Origin of the sequence: Actinoplanes oryzae, assembly GCF_030757795.1 — a bacterium.
GTDB lineage: Bacteria > Actinomycetota > Actinomycetes > Mycobacteriales > Micromonosporaceae > Actinoplanes.
On sequence record NZ_JAUQWH010000002.1, the window covers coordinates 30,084 to 47,281 of the forward strand.

The 17,198-nt window shown below is 72.6% G+C and carries 14 protein-coding genes; 11 read left to right on the top strand and 3 right to left on the bottom strand.

Annotated elements, in window-relative coordinates; translation table 11 throughout:
* Positions 1-5 precede the first annotated feature (5 nt).
* On the bottom strand, positions 6-1,307 hold the full coding sequence (locus tag RBH18_RS01080; protein WP_306203900.1) for a hypothetical protein: 1,302 nt from the start codon (positions 1,305-1,307) through the stop codon (positions 6-8).
* Between the two features lie 63 nt (positions 1,308-1,370).
* Positions 1,371-1,856: an Lrp/AsnC family transcriptional regulator gene (locus RBH18_RS01085; protein ID WP_306203901.1), complete on the bottom strand. Its 486-nt coding sequence runs from the start codon at positions 1,854-1,856 to the stop codon at positions 1,371-1,373.
* A gap of 88 nt (positions 1,857-1,944) precedes the next feature.
* Between RBH18_RS01085 and hppD the strand changes: the two genes are divergently transcribed.
* The 8 genes from hppD (at position 1,945) to RBH18_RS01125 (ending at position 10,099) form a co-directional block, all read left to right on the top strand.
* On the top strand, positions 1,945-3,099 hold the full coding sequence (hppD, locus tag RBH18_RS01090) for a 4-hydroxyphenylpyruvate dioxygenase (protein WP_306203902.1): 1,155 nt from the start codon (positions 1,945-1,947) through the stop codon (positions 3,097-3,099).
* A 130-nt stretch (positions 3,100-3,229) separates the two neighbouring features.
* Positions 3,230-4,414: an RDD family protein gene (locus RBH18_RS01095; protein WP_306203903.1), complete on the top strand. Its 1,185-nt coding sequence runs from the start codon at positions 3,230-3,232 to the stop codon at positions 4,412-4,414.
* Entirely contained in the window at positions 4,411-5,487 is a 1,077-nt protein-coding gene (gene hisC, locus RBH18_RS01100; RefSeq protein ID WP_306203904.1) for a histidinol-phosphate transaminase, read from the top strand. The genes RBH18_RS01095 and hisC overlap by 4 nt, the downstream gene beginning before the upstream one ends.
* Positions 5,488-5,558: 71 nt before the next feature.
* Positions 5,559-6,023 (top strand): hypothetical protein, encoded by a 465-nt coding sequence (locus RBH18_RS01105; protein ID WP_306203905.1) that lies wholly within the window; start codon positions 5,559-5,561, stop codon positions 6,021-6,023.
* A 59-nt stretch (positions 6,024-6,082) separates the two neighbouring features.
* Entirely contained in the window at positions 6,083-6,811 is a 729-nt protein-coding gene (locus RBH18_RS01110; protein ID WP_306203906.1) for a glycoside hydrolase family 16 protein, read from the top strand.
* Positions 6,812-6,962: 151 nt separating this feature from the next.
* A complete protein-coding gene (locus RBH18_RS01115; protein ID WP_306203907.1) occupies positions 6,963-7,544 on the top strand; it encodes a DUF4956 domain-containing protein in 582 nt (193 codons plus the stop codon).
* Positions 7,541-8,335 carry a polyphosphate polymerase domain-containing protein gene (locus RBH18_RS01120; RefSeq protein ID WP_306203908.1) on the top strand — a complete coding sequence of 265 codons (795 nt, stop codon included), beginning with the start codon at positions 7,541-7,543 and terminating at the stop codon, positions 8,333-8,335. The genes RBH18_RS01115 and RBH18_RS01120 overlap by 4 nt, the downstream gene beginning before the upstream one ends.
* Before the next feature lie 3 nt (positions 8,336-8,338).
* The gene (locus RBH18_RS01125) at positions 8,339-10,099 is read left to right on the top strand and encodes a carbohydrate-binding domain-containing protein (protein ID WP_306203909.1); all 1,761 of its coding nucleotides are present in this window, start codon (positions 8,339-8,341) and stop codon (positions 10,097-10,099) included.
* Positions 10,100-10,269: 170 nt separating this feature from the next.
* Here RBH18_RS01125 and RBH18_RS01130 read toward each other — a convergent pair whose 3' ends face one another.
* Positions 10,270-10,785, bottom strand: a complete 516-nt coding sequence (locus RBH18_RS01130) for a hypothetical protein (RefSeq protein ID WP_306203910.1) — start codon at positions 10,783-10,785, stop codon at positions 10,270-10,272.
* Positions 10,786-11,089: 304 nt separating this feature from the next.
* Here RBH18_RS01130 and RBH18_RS01135 point away from each other — a divergent pair, with 304 nt between their 5' ends.
* The 3 genes from RBH18_RS01135 (at position 11,090) to RBH18_RS01145 (ending at position 17,195) form a co-directional block, all read left to right on the top strand.
* A complete protein-coding gene (locus tag RBH18_RS01135; protein WP_306203911.1) occupies positions 11,090-14,029 on the top strand; it encodes an AfsR/SARP family transcriptional regulator in 2,940 nt (979 codons plus the stop codon).
* A gap of 98 nt (positions 14,030-14,127) precedes the next feature.
* The gene (locus RBH18_RS01140) at positions 14,128-15,483 is read left to right on the top strand and encodes a class II fumarate hydratase (protein ID WP_372338832.1); all 1,356 of its coding nucleotides are present in this window, start codon (positions 14,128-14,130) and stop codon (positions 15,481-15,483) included.
* 68 nt (positions 15,484-15,551) lie between these two features.
* Positions 15,552-17,195 (top strand): S8 family serine peptidase, encoded by a 1,644-nt coding sequence (locus RBH18_RS01145; RefSeq protein ID WP_306203913.1) that lies wholly within the window; start codon positions 15,552-15,554, stop codon positions 17,193-17,195.
* The last annotated feature ends 3 nt before the right edge of the window (positions 17,196-17,198 follow it).

The following is a 17,198-nucleotide window of genomic DNA, read 5'->3' on the forward strand; positions in this document are numbered from 1 at the left end:
ATCGATCACGCGGCGTAGGGGACGTAGGCGAGGTCCCGGCCGTCGACCAGGATCAACCCCGCCGGACCGGCCGCGAAGACGTTCGCCGCGGTCTTCACGTCGACCAGGACCTTGCCGGTACGCGGGCTCACCGCGACGATGCGGCCGGGTTCCGGGTCGGCGATGATTCCCGCGTACGGGGTCAGCGCCGCCGACGTGTCCCGTCCGATCGACCGCCGCCACGCCGTCGCGCCCCGGCTGAACGAGCGGGCACTGAGAGTTGCCCCGTCGGCGCTGCGGATCAGCGCGTACGCGTTGTTGACCGCCAGCACGCTCTGCCCCTTGTCGCCGTGCCAGAGCGTCCGGCCGTCGTGGGCGGCGATCAGTTCCTGCCGGCCGTACGGGTCGACGCCGAGCACCACGTCGGAGCCGCCGGCGGGATCCCTGTCCTGCGCGCAGTCGTTGCCGTTGTCCGCCGTGCGCAGGTTGAGCCCGTCACGCTGCCACGCGGCCTGGGTGTGCGGCGGATCGTGCGCGGTGACGCCGTAGTAACAGGTGCCGTCGCGGGCCTCGCCGGTAACGGTCAGCACGCGGCTGCCGACCACGGCGACCCGTTCGTCGGCCTCCGGCTTGCGGGTCTCCACCGCACGCCCCTGCGCCGTGTCGACGATCTGGATCTTGCCGTCGCCGGGCAGGCCGATGAGGTCCGGCAGCCGCACGGGTCCCGCGGCCCGCGCATCGACCCGCGGCGAGCTGATCGGCTGGGTGTCGGGCAGGTCCGGGTTCGCCGCGTCGAGCACGAACCCGATGCCCTGGGTCTCGACCGTCCACATCGGTTTCGTGCCGCGCGGGTCCCAGGCGCTCAGCCGGCACGAGCTCGCCTTGGCGCACCGCAGGTCGAGGATCGCATCGGCGTACGTCCACACCGCCGTGGCGCCGTCGTCCTTGCGCCGCACGGCTCCGGTGGCCGGGTCGAGCACCTCGTAGCCCTTGGTGAGCAGGCGCCCCACGACCACGACCGCGTCCGCGTCCTGGCCGGCCACCCCGGCCCAGTCGGCGTCGGACTTCCAGAGCCGCACGCCGGCGGTCAGCCCGTACGCCTCGACGGACGTCCTGTACTCCACGACCGCCGAGCCGCCCGTGATCGTGACGCTCTCCGGGGAGCCGCCCGCGGCGGTCTGCCAGGTGGCCACGCCCTCGGCGATCGGGTCGCTCGCGCTGATCCAGGACCAGAGTTGGGGGAACGGGTTCCACACCCCGGTGGAGGCGAGCACGATGACGGTCACGAGGCCGGCGAGAGCCGTACCCGTCGCCGCCTTCGATGCCACGGTGATCACCGTATCGACGCCGGACCGTCCCGATGATCAGCCCGATTAGTCCGTGTCGATCTCTTATGTACCGCTCACCGCCCTGACCAACGGCATGGTGCGGTACGGGATCTGCTCGGCCAGGGCGATGATGGTCGACGCGCGCAGGATCCCCTCGTACGCGAGCACCTGGTCGATCACCCGCTGCAGGTCGGCGTTGGACCGGGCCACGATGCGGCACATCAGGTCGCCGGTGCCCGTGATCGTGTGCGCCTCCAGCACCTCGGGGATCTCCGCGAGATGCGCGGTGACGGCGGTGTGCCCGTAGCGCTGGGAGATCTCCAGGGTCACGAAGCTGGTGACTGTGAACCCGATCGCGGCCGGCACGACGTCGGGCCCGAAGCCCCGGATCGCGCCGCGAGCGGTCAGCTTGTCGAGCCGGGCCTGGACCGTGCCGCGCGCCACGGCGAGGCGCCGGCTCAACTCGAGCACCCCGATGCGGGGCTCCTCGGCGAGCAGGGCGATCAGGCGGCCGTCGAGCGCGTCCAGGTATGCATCTTGTCCAGCCATAGTGCCTACGGACTCTACCGAATGCACAGAGTGCCCAGCTGAAATTCGGACTGTTGCCCAGCGGTGTGACGTAGGTCAACGTCAGCGCATGACGCAGACGATGGCACAAGCGACGGCGACCCGGGACGTCTTCCCCGTCAAGGGCGTCGACCACCTCCGCTTCCTCGTGGGCAACGCCAAGCAGGCCGCCCACTACTACTCCACCGCGTTCGGCATGACCTGCGTGGCCTACCGCGGGCCCGAGCAGGGCTTCCGCGACCACGCCGAGTACGTGCTGGTCAGCGGCTCGGCCCGGTTCGTGCTCGTGGGCGCGGTGCACGCCGGCGCCCCGGGCAGCGACCACGTCACCAGGCACAGTGACGGCATCTCCGACATCGCGCTCGAGGTGCCGGACGTCGACAAGGCCTTCGCGCACGCCGTCGCCGCGGGCGCTCGCGCGGTCACCGAGCCCTACGACGTCAAGGACGAGCACGGCATCGTCCGGATCGCGACGATCGGGGCGTACGGGGACACCCTGCACTCGCTCGTCGACCGCTCGCGCTACGACGGACCGTTCCTGCCCGGCTTCGTCACCCGCGGCCCGATCGTCGACCGCAGCTCCGCGATCGAGGCCGGCCTGCAGCCCAAGCGCTACTTCCAGGCGGTCGACCACGTCGTCGGCAACGTCGAGCTGGGCCGCATGGACGAGTGGGTCGAGTTCTACCGCCGCGTCATGGGCTTCACCAACATGGCCGAGTTCATCGGCGACGACATCGCCACCGACTACTCGGCGCTGATGAGCAAGGTCGTGGCGGACGGCACCCGCAAGGTCAAGTTCCCGCTCAACGAGCCGGCCGTCTCGCAGCGCAAGTCGCAGATCGACGAGTACCTCGAGTTCTACGGCGGCCCGGGCGCCCAGCACGTGGCCGTGGCGACCAACGACATCATCGCGTCGGTCGACGCCATGCGCGCCGCGGGCCTGGAGTTCCTCACCACCCCGGACTCGTACTACGACGACCCCGAGCTGCGGGCGCGCATCGGCACCGTCCGGGCGCCGATCGAGGAGCTCAAGAAGCGCGGCATCCTGGTCGACCGGGACGAGGACGGCTACCTGCTGCAGATCTTCACCAAGCCCGTGCAGGACCGGCCGACGGTCTTCTTCGAGCTGATCGAGCGGCACGGGTCGCTCGGTTTCGGCAAGGGCAACTTCAAGGCGCTCTTCGAAGCCATCGAGCGGGAGCAGGAGGCGCGCGGGAACCTGTAAGACTGTTCCCGTGACCCCGGCGGGCGATGCCGTGGCAATCGTGCCCCTCCGGCCCGGTTGCTGCGGTTTCGTCCCGCCGCCCGCCCGTGCCTGAGAAGGGCACGCAGCCTGCCGTGATAAAGGTTTCGCCATGAGTTCGCTACCCGCCGGTTGGTACAAGGACCCGGCCGACCCGTCGACCCAGCGCTGGTGGGACGGCGAGGGCTGGCTGGGCAAGGCTCTTCCGGCGGACCAGACGCCGCCCGACGGGCCGCCGCCGGCCGAGGAGCCCACGCCTTCGCCGCCGCCCGCCTCGACGGCCTCGCCCGTCTCGCCGGCCGCAACTGCCTCGCCGGCCGCTCCTGCCTCCCCGGCCGCGACTGCCTCGCCGGCTCCGGTGACGCCTGCCACGCCGCCGGCATCGAGTGCGCCGCCCGCGCCGCCCCTCTCCGGCCCGCCTCCCGGCTGGGGCGCGCCGCCGCCCGGTTGGCAGGCGCCTCCGCAGGGCTGGCAGGGCCCGCCGCAAGGGCCGCCGCCCGGTTGGCAAGGCCCGCCGCAAGGGCCGCCGCCCGGTTGGCAAGGCCCGCCGCAAGGCCCGCCGCCCGGTTGGCAAGGCGCCCCGCAGGGCCTGCCGCCGGGGTGGCAGGGGCCGCCGCCGGGCCTGCCGCCGCAGGGGTGGCAAGCGCCGCCACCCGGCTGGGGCGCGCCGCCGCCCGGCTACCCGCCGCTGCCGTTCGCCTACCCGGTGCAGGCCCGCCCGCACGGCCTCGCGCTCGCCGGGCTCGGCCGCCGCCTGGTCGCCCGGCTGATCGACATCGTCGTGGTGTTCCTGCTCAACGTCGTGGTCAACGGCTGGCTCGCGTACCAGCTGTGGCTCGAGATCGAGCCCACCTACCGCGCGATCATGGCCGACCCGCTGACCGCCGAGACCGACGCCGCGTCGCCCCGGGCCAGCTGGATCTACCTGACGATGCTGGTCGTGGCCACGGCGCTGTGGTGTGCGTACGAGGTGCCGGCGCTCGCCAACAGCGGCCAGACCCTCGGCAAGCGGCTCATGGGCATCAAGGTCATGAAGCTGGACGACACCGCCCCGCTCGGCGGCGGCCGCGCGTTCGCCCGGTGGAGCCGGCTGGGCATGTGGACGCCCCTCTGGAGCTGCTACGTCGGCTTCCTCGCCCAGCTGATCTACGCCGGCTCGGTGCTCTTCGAGCCGAAGCTGCACCAGGCCCTGCACGACAAGTCCGCGCGCACCGTCGTGGTCGCGGTGCCGCCCCGGCAATTCCAGCAGGCGGAGACCTCCGCCGAAGAGAACGACACCTCAGGAGGACGACGATGACCAGGCTGACGCGCGCGGACCTGGACGCGCTGCCCGCGTACGTGCCCGGTCGCAACGTCGCCGACCTGGCCCGCGAGCTCGGCATCGCCGAGGCGGTCAAGCTGGCCAGCAACGAGGTGCCCTTCGGGCCGCTGCCCGGCGTGGCCGAGGCGATCGCGGAGGCGGTCACCCAGTCGCACCGCTACCCCGACATGGGCGTGCTGGCCCTGCGCGCCAAGCTCGCCGAGCGCCTCGGCGTCGACCCCGGCCGCATCGTGACCGGCGGCGGCTCGGTCGCGCTCGCCGAGCACCTGGCCAAGGCGACCTGCCTGCCGGGCGACGAGATCCTCTACTCGTGGCGCTCCTTCGAGGCGTACCCGATCATCGCCACCGGCGTCGGGGCCACGAGCATCCGGGTCCCCAACACCCCCGGGCACGGTCACGACCTGCGCGCCATGGCCGACGCGGTGACGGACCGCACCCGGCTGGCCATCGTCTGCAACCCCAACAACCCCACGGGTACGAGCGTCCGCCGCGACGACCTCGACCGCTTCCTCGACGCCGTGCCGAACGACACGCTCGTGGTGCTCGACGAGGCGTACCGGGAGTTCGTGACGGACGACGAGGTGCCGGACGGCCTGGCCACGTACGGTGATCGGCCCAACGTCGTCATCCTGCGCACCCTCAGCAAGGCCTGGGGCCTCGCCGGCCTGCGCGTCGGCTACCTGGTCGCCCAGCCCGCCGTCGCCGCCGCCATCCGCAAGGTCCTCACGCCCTTCTCGACCAGCATGGTCGCCCAGGCCGCCGCGCTGGCCGCCCTGGACGCCGAGCCCGAGGTCGTCCGCCGCTGCGCCATCGTCATCGCCGAGCGCGACCGGGTCACCGCCGAGCTGCGCAAACTGGGCGCCGACGTGCCCACCAGCCAGGCCAACTTCGTGTGGCTGCCGCTCGGCGACCACGCCGCCGCCTTCGCCGCCGCGTGCGAGAAGAGCGGCGTCATCGTCCGCCCCTTCCAGGGCGACGGCGTCCGCGTCACCATCGGCACCCCCGAGGAGAACGACGCCTTCCTCAAGGTCGCCGGGGAGGCCCTCTGACCGCCCCGCCCCGCTTCGGCACGGCAGCGGACGTCGCCTGGATCGCCGCCGGGACGCGGGCGAGCCTCTCGGTGACGTCCGCGATCCCGCCGGTCTTCCCGGCGTACGCGACCCTGCACTGGGACGAGTCCGTGCCCATCGACGTCCACGAGCGCGCAGTCATCGACACCCTGACGCGCCACACCGCGGACCAGCCGTGGTGGCTCGGCTACCTGGAGACCGGCGCCCACGACGTCGTCTTCGACCGGGCCCCGCGCGTCCCCCTGTACGCGGACTGGCCCTACGTCCTCGTGCAAGCCGGCCCCGCCCAGACCCTCACCTGGCGCCGCGGCCACATGCGCGGCGACGGCGCCCTCCCGGACCTGTTCTTCCCGCAGGACCGCACCTGGCTCGTCTCGGCCCTGTGGGACGACGTCTGGACCTGCGTCGGCGGCCCGGAGGACCTGATCGCTGCCCTGTGCCGTGAGCCGCACCTCAACGCCCGCCGGGTGACGACCGACGAGGACGCCCTCCCGCCCGGCCTGGCCCGCGACTGACCAGGGCGCCCCGCTGATCCGGCGTGACGCTCGGCTCGTCGGCCACTAGCGTTCCCGGCATGGAGGAGACGTTCGCCGGGGACGCGCTGAACACCGATCTGTGGCTGCCGCACTACCTGCCGCACTGGAGTTCCCGTGCGGCCACCACGGCGACCTACGTCGTCTCGGGCGGGGAGCTGCGGCTCAGCATCCCGCCCGAGCAGGGGCTCTGGTGCGAGGAGCTGCATCCCGAGCCGCTGCGCGTGTCCGGCGTGCAGAGCGCGTGTGTGTCCGGGCCGGTGGGCAGCCCGATCGGCGGGCAGCCGTTCCGGGAGGGGCTGCTCGTCGCCGAGGAGTGCGGCTTCTGGGGGCACACGCCGCTCTACGGGCGGATCGAGGCGCGGCTGCGGGCGGTGCTGTCGCCCCGGTCCATGGCGGCCTTCTGGCTGGCGGGGGTGGAGGACAAACCCCAGCATTCCGGCGAGCTGTGCGTGATGGAGGTCTTCGGTTCGTCCGTACGGCCGGACGGCTGCGAGGTCGGTGTCGGCCTGCACAAGTTCCGCGACCCGGGGCTCACCGAGGACTGGTCCGCCGAGCGGCAGCCGCTGGACCCGGGCGACTTCCACGTCTATGCCGTCGACTGGCGGCCGGGCGCCGCGACGTTCTCGATCGACGGGCGGACCGTCAAGCGGATCGACCGGTCGCCGAACTATCCGATGCAGCTCATGCTCGCCGTCTTCGACTTCCCGGGGCGCGGCGCGGCCGGGCACACCCCCGAGCTGATCGTCGACTACGTACGGGCCATCTAATCGACAAACGTCGATTCACAGCGAACTTTGAGGTTGAGTTCAGCCGGTGGGCCCTAGGGTCGGAAATCGACGTTAATCGATTAGACACCGCCGGGCCCACTTCCGTTCACGGACTGTTCGCCCGGCGGGGAGGCTGGGAGGTCCGTACGTCATGGCGCGGCTCGTGTTGTTCGGTGCGGATCTGCTGGCGGCCGGGATCCTGGTCTTCGGCCTCTACTTCCCGCGCCACCGGCGCCGGGACCTGGTGGCGGCCTATCTGGGCGTCAACGTCGGGGTGCTGGCGGTCACCTGGTCGCTGAGCAGCGCCACGGTCGGCGCCGGGCTGGGGCTCGGGCTCTTCGGCGTGCTGTCGATCATCCGGCTGCGGTCGACGGAGCTGGGCCAGCACGAGGTCGCGTACTACTTCTCGGCGCTCGCCCTCGGCATCCTCGGCCCGCTGAGCGAGTCGGTCCTGTGGCTCGGCCCGAGCCTGATGGCACTGATCCTGCTCGTCGTCTACGCGGGCGATCATCCGCGGCTGTTCCGCGACTACCAGCACCAGGTCGTCGTGCTGGACCGGGCCTTCACCGACCAGGTGGCGCTCGTGGCGTACCTCGAAGGGGTCCTCGGCGCCCGGGTGCACCAGGCCGCGATCGAGCGCCTCGATCTCGCGAACGACACCACCGTGGTGGACGTGCGCTTCGCGCGCCGCGCGGGTGTCCGCGAGCCGGAGCCGGCCGGTGTGCGGCGATGATGCCGGCGATCGGGCTGGCCGAGCTGATCGAGCTCGCCGAGCTGCAGACCCGGATGGACCGCAAGTACGCCGTCCCGCGCGCCACCGTCGACGTCCTGCTCGGCGAGCTCGATGGCGCCGCGCGGGTGCTGGAGATCGACGGGCTGCGGTCGTTCCGCTACCACTCGGTGTACTTCGACACCGACGACCTGACGAGCTACCGGCTGGCGGCCTATCAGCGGCGGCGCCGGTTCAAGATCCGGACGCGGACGTACCTCGACTCGGCCTCGTGCTGGCTCGAGGTGAAGACGGAGGGCGCCCGCGGCGGCACGGTGAAGGACCGGCGGCCGTACCGGACGGACCACCACGCCACCGTCACGCCCGGGCGGTCCTTCGTGGACGACCGGCTCGAGCCGCTGGCGATTCCCGGGCACACCGAGCTGGCGTTCGCTCCGACGCTGGTCACGCGCTACCGGCGGACCACGCTCTATCTGCCGGCCTCGGGCAGCCGCGTCACCGTCGACGTCGATCTCGCCTGGGAGTCCGGGGGTCACCGCCTCGGCACGCCGCACCTGGCCGTGATCGAGACCAAGACCGGATCGGTGCCGTCCCCGGCGGACCGCCTGCTGTGGGCGCTCGGGCACCGCCCGGTCCGCATCTCCAAGTACGCCACCGGGCTGGCCGCCCTGCGCCCGGACCTGCCGAGTACGCCGTGGCGCCGCACGTTGCGCCGCCACTTCACCGCCGCCGGGGCGCCGATCGCCCCGGCCGGATCCAGCTGGCTGACCCTCGCACACGACAGACAGGACTGACCGATGCGCCGAATCCTCGTCCTCCCCGCCGTCCTGGCGCTGACAGCGGCCGCCCCTCCGGCCGCCGCGCTGGCCGCGGGCTCTTCGGCTGCCGCCCTTGCCGCGGGCCCGTTGGCTGCCTCTTCCGCCGCGAGCCCGGCGGCTGCCCCCCTCGTCGCGGGCCCGGCCGCTGCTCAGGCGTTGGCTGCCAACGCGCCCGATCACGACGACGCGGCCGACTACGTGTGGAGCAGCGCCGACGTACGGCCTGTCACCCTCACCGGGTCGACCGCCACGACCACCGCTCCGGGCGTCACCGTGGCGGGCAGCACGGTGACCGTCGCGGCGGCCGGCACGTACTCCTTCAGCGGCTCGCTCACCAATGGCCGGATCGTCGTGAACAGTACCGGCAGCGGCATCGTGCGGCTGATCCTCAACGGCGTGACCCTGGCGAACTCGACCGCGGCGCCGCTCGACGTGGTCGCCGCGCCCGAGGTGATGATCGTGCTGGCCGACGGCACCACCAACCGGATCAGCGACGCGGCCACGCACGCGAGCACCGATCCGGCCAACGCCGCCCTCTACAGCGCGAGCAACCTGACCATCACGGGCAACGGGACGCTCGCCGTGACGGGGAACGCGTACGACGGGATCGCCAGCGCGGACGGGCTCGTCGTCAACGGCGGCACTCTCCAGGTGACGGCCGTCGACGACGGCATCCGGGGCAAGGACTACCTCGTCGTGCAGGGCGGCAGCACCACGGTGACCGCGGGCGGGGACGGCCTCAAATCGGACAACGACGAGGACGCCACCCGCGGCTACGTCTCGGTCGCCGCAGGCACGGCCTCCGCCACGGCCACCGGCGACGCGGTCACCGCCGAGACAGACGTGATCGTCTCCGGCGGCACCCTGACCGCGAAGTCGGGCGGCGGCAGTACGGTCACCCCGGGCGACGCCTCCGCCAAGGGCCTCAAGGCCGGGGTCAGCGTGGTGATCAGCGACGGGCGGACCACGGTGGACGCCTCCGACGACGGCGTCCACTCCGACGCCGCCCTGACCGTGGACGGCGGCACGACGACGGTCGCCACCGGGGACGACGGTGTGCACGCCGAGGGCACGCTGGCGATCTCGGCGGGCACGGTCAGCGTCACCCGGTCGTACGAGGGGCTGGAGGGGCTCAAGGTCCTGATCAGCGGCGGCACGGTCAACGCCACCGCCACGGATGACGCCGTCAACGCGTCGGAGGAGGGGGTGCCGGAGATGCAGACCGCCCCGAACGCCACGATCGCGGTCTCGGGCGGCACGGTGGTGGTCAGCGGCGGCACCGACGGGCTCGACTCGAACGGCACGCTGGCCCTCTCCGGCGGCACGGTCGTGGTGGCCGGCTCTCCGACGCGGGGCGGGGGCGAGGGCGGTCTCGACTCCAACGGCGCCCTGACCATCACGGGCGGCACGGTCCTGTCCACGGGGCTGAGCGCCACCACCAGCCAGCTGCCGGCGTCGGGTCAGGGCTGGATCTCGTACGCGTTCACCGCCAACCAGCCGGCCGGCACGGTGGTCCACCTCGCCACCAGCGCGGGCACCCAGATCGCGTCGTTCCAGCCCACCAAGGTCTTCAAGGGCGTGGTCTTCTCCGGCACCGGCATCACCCGGGGCACGACCTACGTGATCTACACGGGCGGCACCGTCTCGGGCACCGCCGTGGGCGGCGGCCTCTACACCGGCGGCACCCTCTCGGGCACGCGCGTCGGCACCGTCACTGCCGGCACCGCCACCCGCGGCTGACCGGCATCCGGGCCCGGCCGCCGCGTGGCAGCCGGGCCCGCGAGGTCACGCGCTTGCCGGGCCCGCGAGGTCACGAGCTCGCCGGGCCCGCGAGGTCACGTGGTCGCCCGGCCCGCGAGGTCACGTGGTCGCCCGGCCCTGGTCGTCGTGGGGCAGCCCGGCCCGCGAGGTCACGCGCAGAGGCCGACGACCGGGTTGAGCCAGTCCGCCATCTGGTTGTTGAGGACCGTGTTGAGGTCCTTCATCGTCTTGATCTTGTTGAAGAAGGCCTCGTCGCCGGCGCTCTCGGTGAACTTGCTCGCCGACTGCGCCGCCGCCTGCTTGATGTCCGGGTCCTGCGCCGCCGCGGACTCCTTGCGCACCTGGGCGCCGATGTCCTTCAGCTGCTTGGCCGCGGCCTTGCGAGCGGTCTCGACGTTGTCGTCCTGATCCGCCTCCTTGTAGGCGATCATCTTCCCGAGCTCGCTGCCCAGCGACTTGATCTCGGTGTCGAAGATCTTGTCGAGCTTCGTGCAGACGGATTTTGTGTTCGCCGAGTAGTCCGGCGGCGGGCTGGTGGTCGTGACCGCCGTCGTGGGCGTGTCCAACGGGGCCTCGCTCGCGGTGTCCGGCTCATCGCCGCCGGAGCAGCCCGCGCCGAGCAGGAGCAGGCCACCGAGAGTGGCGGCAACCAGGGCACGTCGCATGACAAAGATCCTGTTCGTCGGGGACGTCCAAACCCCGCGACGATACGTCCGCAGCCGCACAGCGTCCAACCGCCATGCCCCGGCCGGGTGGCGGCCGGGGCCTTTCGCGGACAGCCCGCTCACCACGTGGTGAAGGGCTGCGCACCCCCGTTGCAGCCGTTCCGCCTCCGCTGGGGGCGTGAGGGTTCAGCCGAGGCGGAACGACCTGAGGGTTCATGGTGCGGGACACCACTCTCGTCCCGCTGTCGTTCCGCTCTCACAGGTTTATCGTCGAGGCCGAACGGCGGCTGGGACGGGAGATGCGATGCGGTACGGCGTCCTGGGGCCGCTGCGCGTGAGCGGCACGGTCGGTGAGGTGCCGATCACGGCCGGGCGCGATCGCATCGTGCTGGCGATGCTCCTGCTGCGGGCCGGCCGGATCGTCGGACGCGACGAGCTGATCGACGCGGTGTGGGGAGCCGGCGCCCCCGCGACCGCGCGGGGGCAGTTGCAGACCTGCGTGTCCCGGCTCCGGCGGGTGCTGCCGGAGGGCGCGATCCGCACCGACCCCGCGGGATACGCCATCGAGGCCGGCGTCGACGAGCTGGACCTGACCGAGTTTCTCCGGCTCGTCGCCCGCGCCCGCAGCGGTGGGGCGGAGCAGGGCGCGAAGCTGCTCCGGGAGGCGCTGCAGCTGTGGCGCGGGCCCGCCCTCGCCGGGCTGGACGCTCCGGCCGTGCGTCAGCAGGCCGCGGTGCTCGACGAGCAGCACGCCACGGCGGCCGAGGAGTGGGTCGAGCTGGAGCTGGCCGCCGGGCACGAGCGGGAGATCGTGGCGGAGCTGACCGGGCTGGCCGAGCGTTATCCGCTGCGCGAGCGGCTCCGCGGTCAGCTGATGCTGGCGCTGCACCGGCTCGGGCGGCAGGCCGACGCGCTGGCCGAGTTCCGCCGGGCCCGGCAGCTGCTGCGCGACGAGCTCGGCATCGAGCCCGGCCGGCCCCTGCAGGAGCTGCACCGGCTGATCCTGACCGGGGAGGCGGCGGCCGCGGCCCGGGAGTGGGCACCCGCGGGCCCGGTGCGCACGCTGCCGCGTACGGTCGGCGATTTCACCGGCCGTGCGGAGGTCCTGGCGCGACTCGTGCGCGGGGCCGGGCACCGGTCCGTGCTGACGATCGACGGGATGGCGGGCAGCGGCAAGACGACGCTCGCCCTGCGGGTCGCGGAGCTGGTCGGCGACGCCTATCCCGAGGTCCAGCTCTTCCTGGACCTGCACGGGCACAGCGACCATGCCCCGGTCGAGCCCGCGGCGGCGCTGTTGCTGCTGCTGGGACAGCTGGGCGTGCCGCCGGGCCGGATCCCGCCGGACGAGGACGGCCGGGCCGCGCTGTGGCGCTCCGAGCTGGCCGGCCGCCGGGCCCTGATCGTCCTCGACAACGCGGCGTCCAGCGACCAGGTCATCCGCCTGCTGCCCGGCTCGCCCACCAGCCTCTGCCTGGTGACCAGCCGACGCCGGCTCACCGGGCTGGACGATGCCCACCCCGAGGTGCTGGAGGTGCTCGACGAGCCGGAGGCGGTCGCGCTGCTCGGCCGCATCGTCGGCGAGCGCGTCGCCATGGAGCCGGCGGCCGCGCTGGAGCTGGTGCGGCTCTGCGGTTGCCTGCCGCTGGCGATCCGCCTGGCGGGCTCGCGCCTGGCCCACCGCCGGCGCTGGGCGGTGGCCGACCTCGTCCGGCGGCTGGGGGACTCGCTGCTGCCGGAGCTGGCCGCGGAGACCCGCACGGTCGCCGGTGCCTTCGGACTGTCCTTCCAGCAGCTGCCGGCCGCGGGGCAGCGAGTGTTCCGGCTGCTCGGCCTGCATCCCGCCCACGGGTTCCGTGCCGTCTCCGTCGCGGCGCTCGCGGGCCTCCCGCTGCGCACGGCCGAGGACCTCCTGGACGATCTGGTCGATGTCCACCTCATCGAGGAGGTCGAGCCGGGGCGCTACCGGCTGCACGACCTGATCCGGCACTACGCGGCGACCCTGGCGGAGGCGCTGCCGTCCGAGGAGCGCGACAGTGCCCTGACAGCCCTCGTCGACCTGCACCTGTACGCCTCCGCGGAGCTGAGCCGCGCGCAGGACCCGATGGCGGCGCGCGACTTTCCCCGCGGCGCCCCGGCCCGGCCCGACCTGGTGGCCGCGGCGGTCGCCGAGCCGCGCTGGCGCCCGGAGCAACAGCCCGCCCTGACCACGTTGATCCAGACGGCGGCAGCCCTGGGCGAGGCGGAGCAGGCGTGGCGGCTCGCCCGGGTCAACTGGCACTTCCTGTTCTACGGCGGCCACCTCGACGAGACGATCGCCACGCAGTCCGCCGCCCTGGCCGCGGCCCGTGCGGCAGGCGACGGCCCCGGCGTCTCCTCGGCGAGCAACTATCTGGCCTCGGGCCTGGTGCGGGCCGGACGGTTCACCGAGGCGCTGCAGCTGATCCGGGCGGTGGTCGACTACGAGCAGGAGAACGGCAGCCCGGAGATGGCGGCCCGGGCCCGCGGCAACATGGGTGAGGTGCTGTCCCGGCTCGGCCGGACCGCCGACGCGCTCCGGGAGATCGAGGTGGCCTACCGGGCGGAGCAGCGCTTCGCGCCGAACTGGGTCGTGGCCATGCGCAACCTGGCGCGCGGCTCGTACCTGCGGACCCTGGGGCGCTACGAGGAGTCGATACGCTCCACGCGGTTGACGCTGCAGGCCGCCGTCGAGCAGCGCCTCGAGTCTCTGGCCGCGTCCGCCCTCGCGCAGATCGCGGAGGCCCGGATCGGTCTCGGGCAGCTGGAGGTCGCCGAGCGCCTGCTGCGCAGCGCCCTTCCGCTGCTGCGCGCTCACCAGGTGACGGGCGGCGAGTGCGACACCTACTACATCCTCGGACTGCTCGACCAGCGCCGCGGGCGGTACGAGAGCGCCGTCGAATGGTTCCTGAAGGGCCTGGGAGTGGCCCAGCGGGCGGGGATGTGGCCGATGATCGCGTCGGGCTCCAACGGGCTCGGCGCCGTCCTGCACGCGATGGGGGACGTGACCGGCGCCGCCGAGCTGCACACCCGGGCCCTGACGATCGCGCGTCAGACGGAGTTCGCCCCGGAGGAGGCGCGGGCCCTGCGCGGCCTGGGTGACTGCGTGTCCGCCGAGGATCCCGGTGCGGCCCGCCGGTACTGGCGGCGGGCCCTGGAGATCTTCGAGCGCATGGGCTCGCCCGAGCACGCCGAGCTGGCCGCGCGGCTGGCCGCCCTGGACGGCTGAGCAGTGGCACGGATCAACTGCACGCCCGCCCGCGCCGGGGGCAGGATGGAGGCGTGACGACGACTGACGAGAGTGGCTTCCGGATCGAGCGCGACACGATGGGCGAGGTGCGGGTCCCCGCCGACGCCCTCTGGCGTGCGCAGACGCAACGCGCCGTGGAGAATTTCCCGATCTCGGGGCGGGGCCTCGAGTCCGCCCACATCCGGGCGCTGGCCCGGATCAAGGGCGCCGCGGCCCAGGTCAACGCGACGCTCGGGGTGCTGGACGACGATCTGGCCAAGGCGATCGCGACGGCCGCAGCGCACGTGGCCGACGGCGGCTACGACGACCAGTTCCCCATCGACGTCTTCCAGACCGGCTCGGGCACCTCGTCCAACATGAACGCCAACGAGGTCATCGCCACCCTGGCGGCGCGCGAGCTGGGCCGGCCGGTGCACCCCAACGACCACGTGAACGCGTCGCAGTCCAGCAACGACGTCTTCCCGTCCTCGATCCACCTCGCGGCGACCGAGGCCGTGTCCGCCGACCTGGTCCCGGCCCTCGACCACCTCGCCCGGGCGCTCGAGGCCAAGGCGGAGGCGTGGGCCGAGGTCGTGAAGTCCGGCCGCACGCACCTCATGGACGCGACGCCCGTGACGCTGGGCCAGGAGTTCTCGGGCTACGCGGCTCAGATCCGCTACGGCATCGACCGGGTGACCGCCGCGATCCCGCGCCTGGCCGAGCTGCCCCTCGGCGGCACGGCGGTGGGCACGGGCGTCAACACGCCGCCCGGGTTCGCCCCGGCGGTGATCGAGCGGCTGCGCGAGATGACCGGCCTGCCGCTGACCGAGGCGCGCAACCACTTCGAGGCGCAGGGCGCGCGGGACGGCCTGGTCGAGGCGTCCGGCCAGCTGCGTGTCGTCGCGGTCAGCCTCTACAAGATCGTCAACGACATCCGCTGGATGGGCTCCGGTCCCCGGGCCGGCCTGCGCGAGCTGCGCCTGCCCGACCTGCAGCCGGGCTCGTCGATCATGCCGGGCAAGGTGAACCCGGTCGTGCCCGAGTCGGTGCGTCAGGTCGCCGCGCAGGTGATCGGCAACGACGCGGCCGTCGCCTTCGCCGGCACCCAGGGCGACTTCGAGCTCAACGTCATGCTGCCGGTGCTGGCCCGCAACCTGCTCGAGTCGATCAAGCTCGTGGCCGCCGCGGCGCGCATGCTCGCCGACCGGTGCATCGACGGGCTGGAGGTCAACGAGGAGGTCGCCCGGGGCTATGCGGAGGGGTCGCCGTCCATTGTCACGCCGCTCAACCGCCACCTCGGCTACGACGAGGCCGCGGCGATCGCCAAGCAGGCGCTCAAGGAAGACAAGACCATCCGGGCGGTAGTCATCGAACGCGGACATGTCGCCAACGGCACTTTGACCGAAGAGCAACTCGATGCGGCACTTGATGTCCTTCGGATGACCCGCCCCTGAACGATTGCTCCGCGCGATGTCTTGATCACCTCTTGTCAATGATCACGATGTTCGATGGAATGCGGAGCATGAGAAGACGCCTCACGGCGGGGGCCGTCGCCACAGCGACGTGTCTCGCGCTTTTGACCGGCCTGCCGACCACCTCGGCCGGCGCGGCCCCCGCCACGTCCACCTCCGAATACACAGTGGTCGCCGCCGACGGCGTGTCCGATGCCGACGCCGTCGCCGCGATCAAGGCCGCCGGCGGCACGGTGATCAGTCGCAACACCGCCGTCGGTACATATCGGGTGTCCTCGGCCGCCGCGGACTTCAAGCTCAAGGCCGCGAAGTCCGGCACGCTCGTGGGCGCCGCCTCCCGCAAGCCGGTCGGCCAGGCGCCCAAGGCGGAGCCGGTGGCCGAGGGCCTGCAGGGCGCGTCCGTCAAGCACGGCGCGGTCAAGGCCGACCCCCTCGACGACAAGCTCTGGGGCCTGGCCATGGTCAAGGCCGACAAGGCGCACAAGATCGAGAAGGGCGAGAAGGGCGTCACCGTCGGCGTCCTCGACACCGGCCTCGACGCGTCGAACCCCGACCTCGCGCCCAACTTCAGCACCAAGCTGTCCCGCAACTTCGCCCCGGACCTGGTCGACGTCGACGGCCCGTGCGAGGTCGCGAGCTGCGTCGACCCGGTCGGCACGGACGACGGCGGCCACGGCACGCACGTGGCGGGCACGATCGCCGCGTCGGTCAACGGCGCCGGCGTCACGGGCGTCGCGCCGAACGTGACCCTGGTGGAGCTCAAGGGCGGCCAGGACTCCGGCTACTTCTTCCTCGACCCGGTGGTCAACGCGCTCACGTACGCGGGTGACGTGGGCCTCGACGTGGTGAACATGTCGTTCTACGTCGACCCGTGGCTCTACAACTGCACCGCGAACCCGGCCGACGCCCCCGAGGCCCAGGCGGAGCAGCGGGCGATCATCACGGGCATGAAGCGGGCGCTCAACTACGCGTACCACCGTGGGGTGACGCTAGTCGGCGCCTTGGGCAATCAGTACGACAACCTGAACGACCCGCAGGAGGACACCACCAGCCCGGACTACGGGTCGGACCCGTACACCCGGCCGATCGACAACGACACCTGCTTCTCGCTGCCGGTCGAGGGCCCGCACGTCATCGGCGTCTCGTCGGTGGGCCCGTCGACGGCCAAGGCTGTCTACTCCAACTACGGCACTGAGCAGGTCAGCGTGGCGGCGCCGGGCGGCTTCACCCGGGACCTCTTCGGCACCCCGCAGTACAACCAGACGGCCAACAACATCCTCTCGACCTACCCGCTCAAGGTGCTGCAGGAGCAGGGCCGGGTGGACGCGGACGGCAACGTGACCGCGGCCAACGTGTTCAAGAGCTGCACGGCAGCCGGCAAGTGCGGCTACTACGTGTACCTCGCCGGCACGTCGATGGCCTCGCCCCACGCGGCGGGTGTCGCGGCCCTGATCATCAGCAAGTACGGCTGGCGCGACTGGTGGCGCGGCGGCCTGACGATGACCCCGGCGCTGGTCGAGGCGCAGCTCTACCGGACCGCGGCGGAGACGGCGTGCCCGGAGCCGCGGCTGCGCAGCTACGCCCAGGAGGGCTACGGGCCGCAGTACGACGCGTACTGCGCCGGCCCGAAGTCGTTCAACGGCTTCTACGGCCACGGCATCGTCGACGCGTACAAGGCGGTCGGCGGGCGCTGATCC

Bases quoted from the DNA above. Each gene is read 5' to 3' on its own strand.
- RBH18_RS01085 (WP_306203901.1), bottom strand. From the start codon at position 1,856: ATGGCTGGACAAGATGCATACCTGGACGCGCTCGACGGCCGCCTGATC.
- hppD (WP_306203902.1), top strand. From the start codon at position 1,945: ATGACGCAGACGATGGCACAAGCGACGGCGACCCGGGACGTCTTCCCC.
- RBH18_RS01095 (WP_306203903.1), top strand. From the start codon at position 3,230: ATGAGTTCGCTACCCGCCGGTTGGTACAAGGACCCGGCCGACCCGTCG.
- hisC (WP_306203904.1), top strand. From the start codon at position 4,411: ATGACCAGGCTGACGCGCGCGGACCTGGACGCGCTGCCCGCGTACGTG.
- RBH18_RS01110 (WP_306203906.1), top strand. From the start codon at position 6,083: ATGGAGGAGACGTTCGCCGGGGACGCGCTGAACACCGATCTGTGGCTG.
- RBH18_RS01115 (WP_306203907.1), top strand. From the start codon at position 6,963: ATGGCGCGGCTCGTGTTGTTCGGTGCGGATCTGCTGGCGGCCGGGATC.
- RBH18_RS01120 (WP_306203908.1), top strand. From the start codon at position 7,541: ATGATGCCGGCGATCGGGCTGGCCGAGCTGATCGAGCTCGCCGAGCTG.
- RBH18_RS01125 (WP_306203909.1), top strand. From the start codon at position 8,339: ATGCGCCGAATCCTCGTCCTCCCCGCCGTCCTGGCGCTGACAGCGGCC.
- RBH18_RS01130 (WP_306203910.1), bottom strand. From the start codon at position 10,785: ATGCGACGTGCCCTGGTTGCCGCCACTCTCGGTGGCCTGCTCCTGCTC.
- RBH18_RS01135 (WP_306203911.1), top strand. From the start codon at position 11,090: ATGCGGTACGGCGTCCTGGGGCCGCTGCGCGTGAGCGGCACGGTCGGT.
- RBH18_RS01140 (WP_372338832.1), top strand. From the start codon at position 14,128: ATGGGCGAGGTGCGGGTCCCCGCCGACGCCCTCTGGCGTGCGCAGACG.
- RBH18_RS01145 (WP_306203913.1), top strand. From the start codon at position 15,552: ATGAGAAGACGCCTCACGGCGGGGGCCGTCGCCACAGCGACGTGTCTC.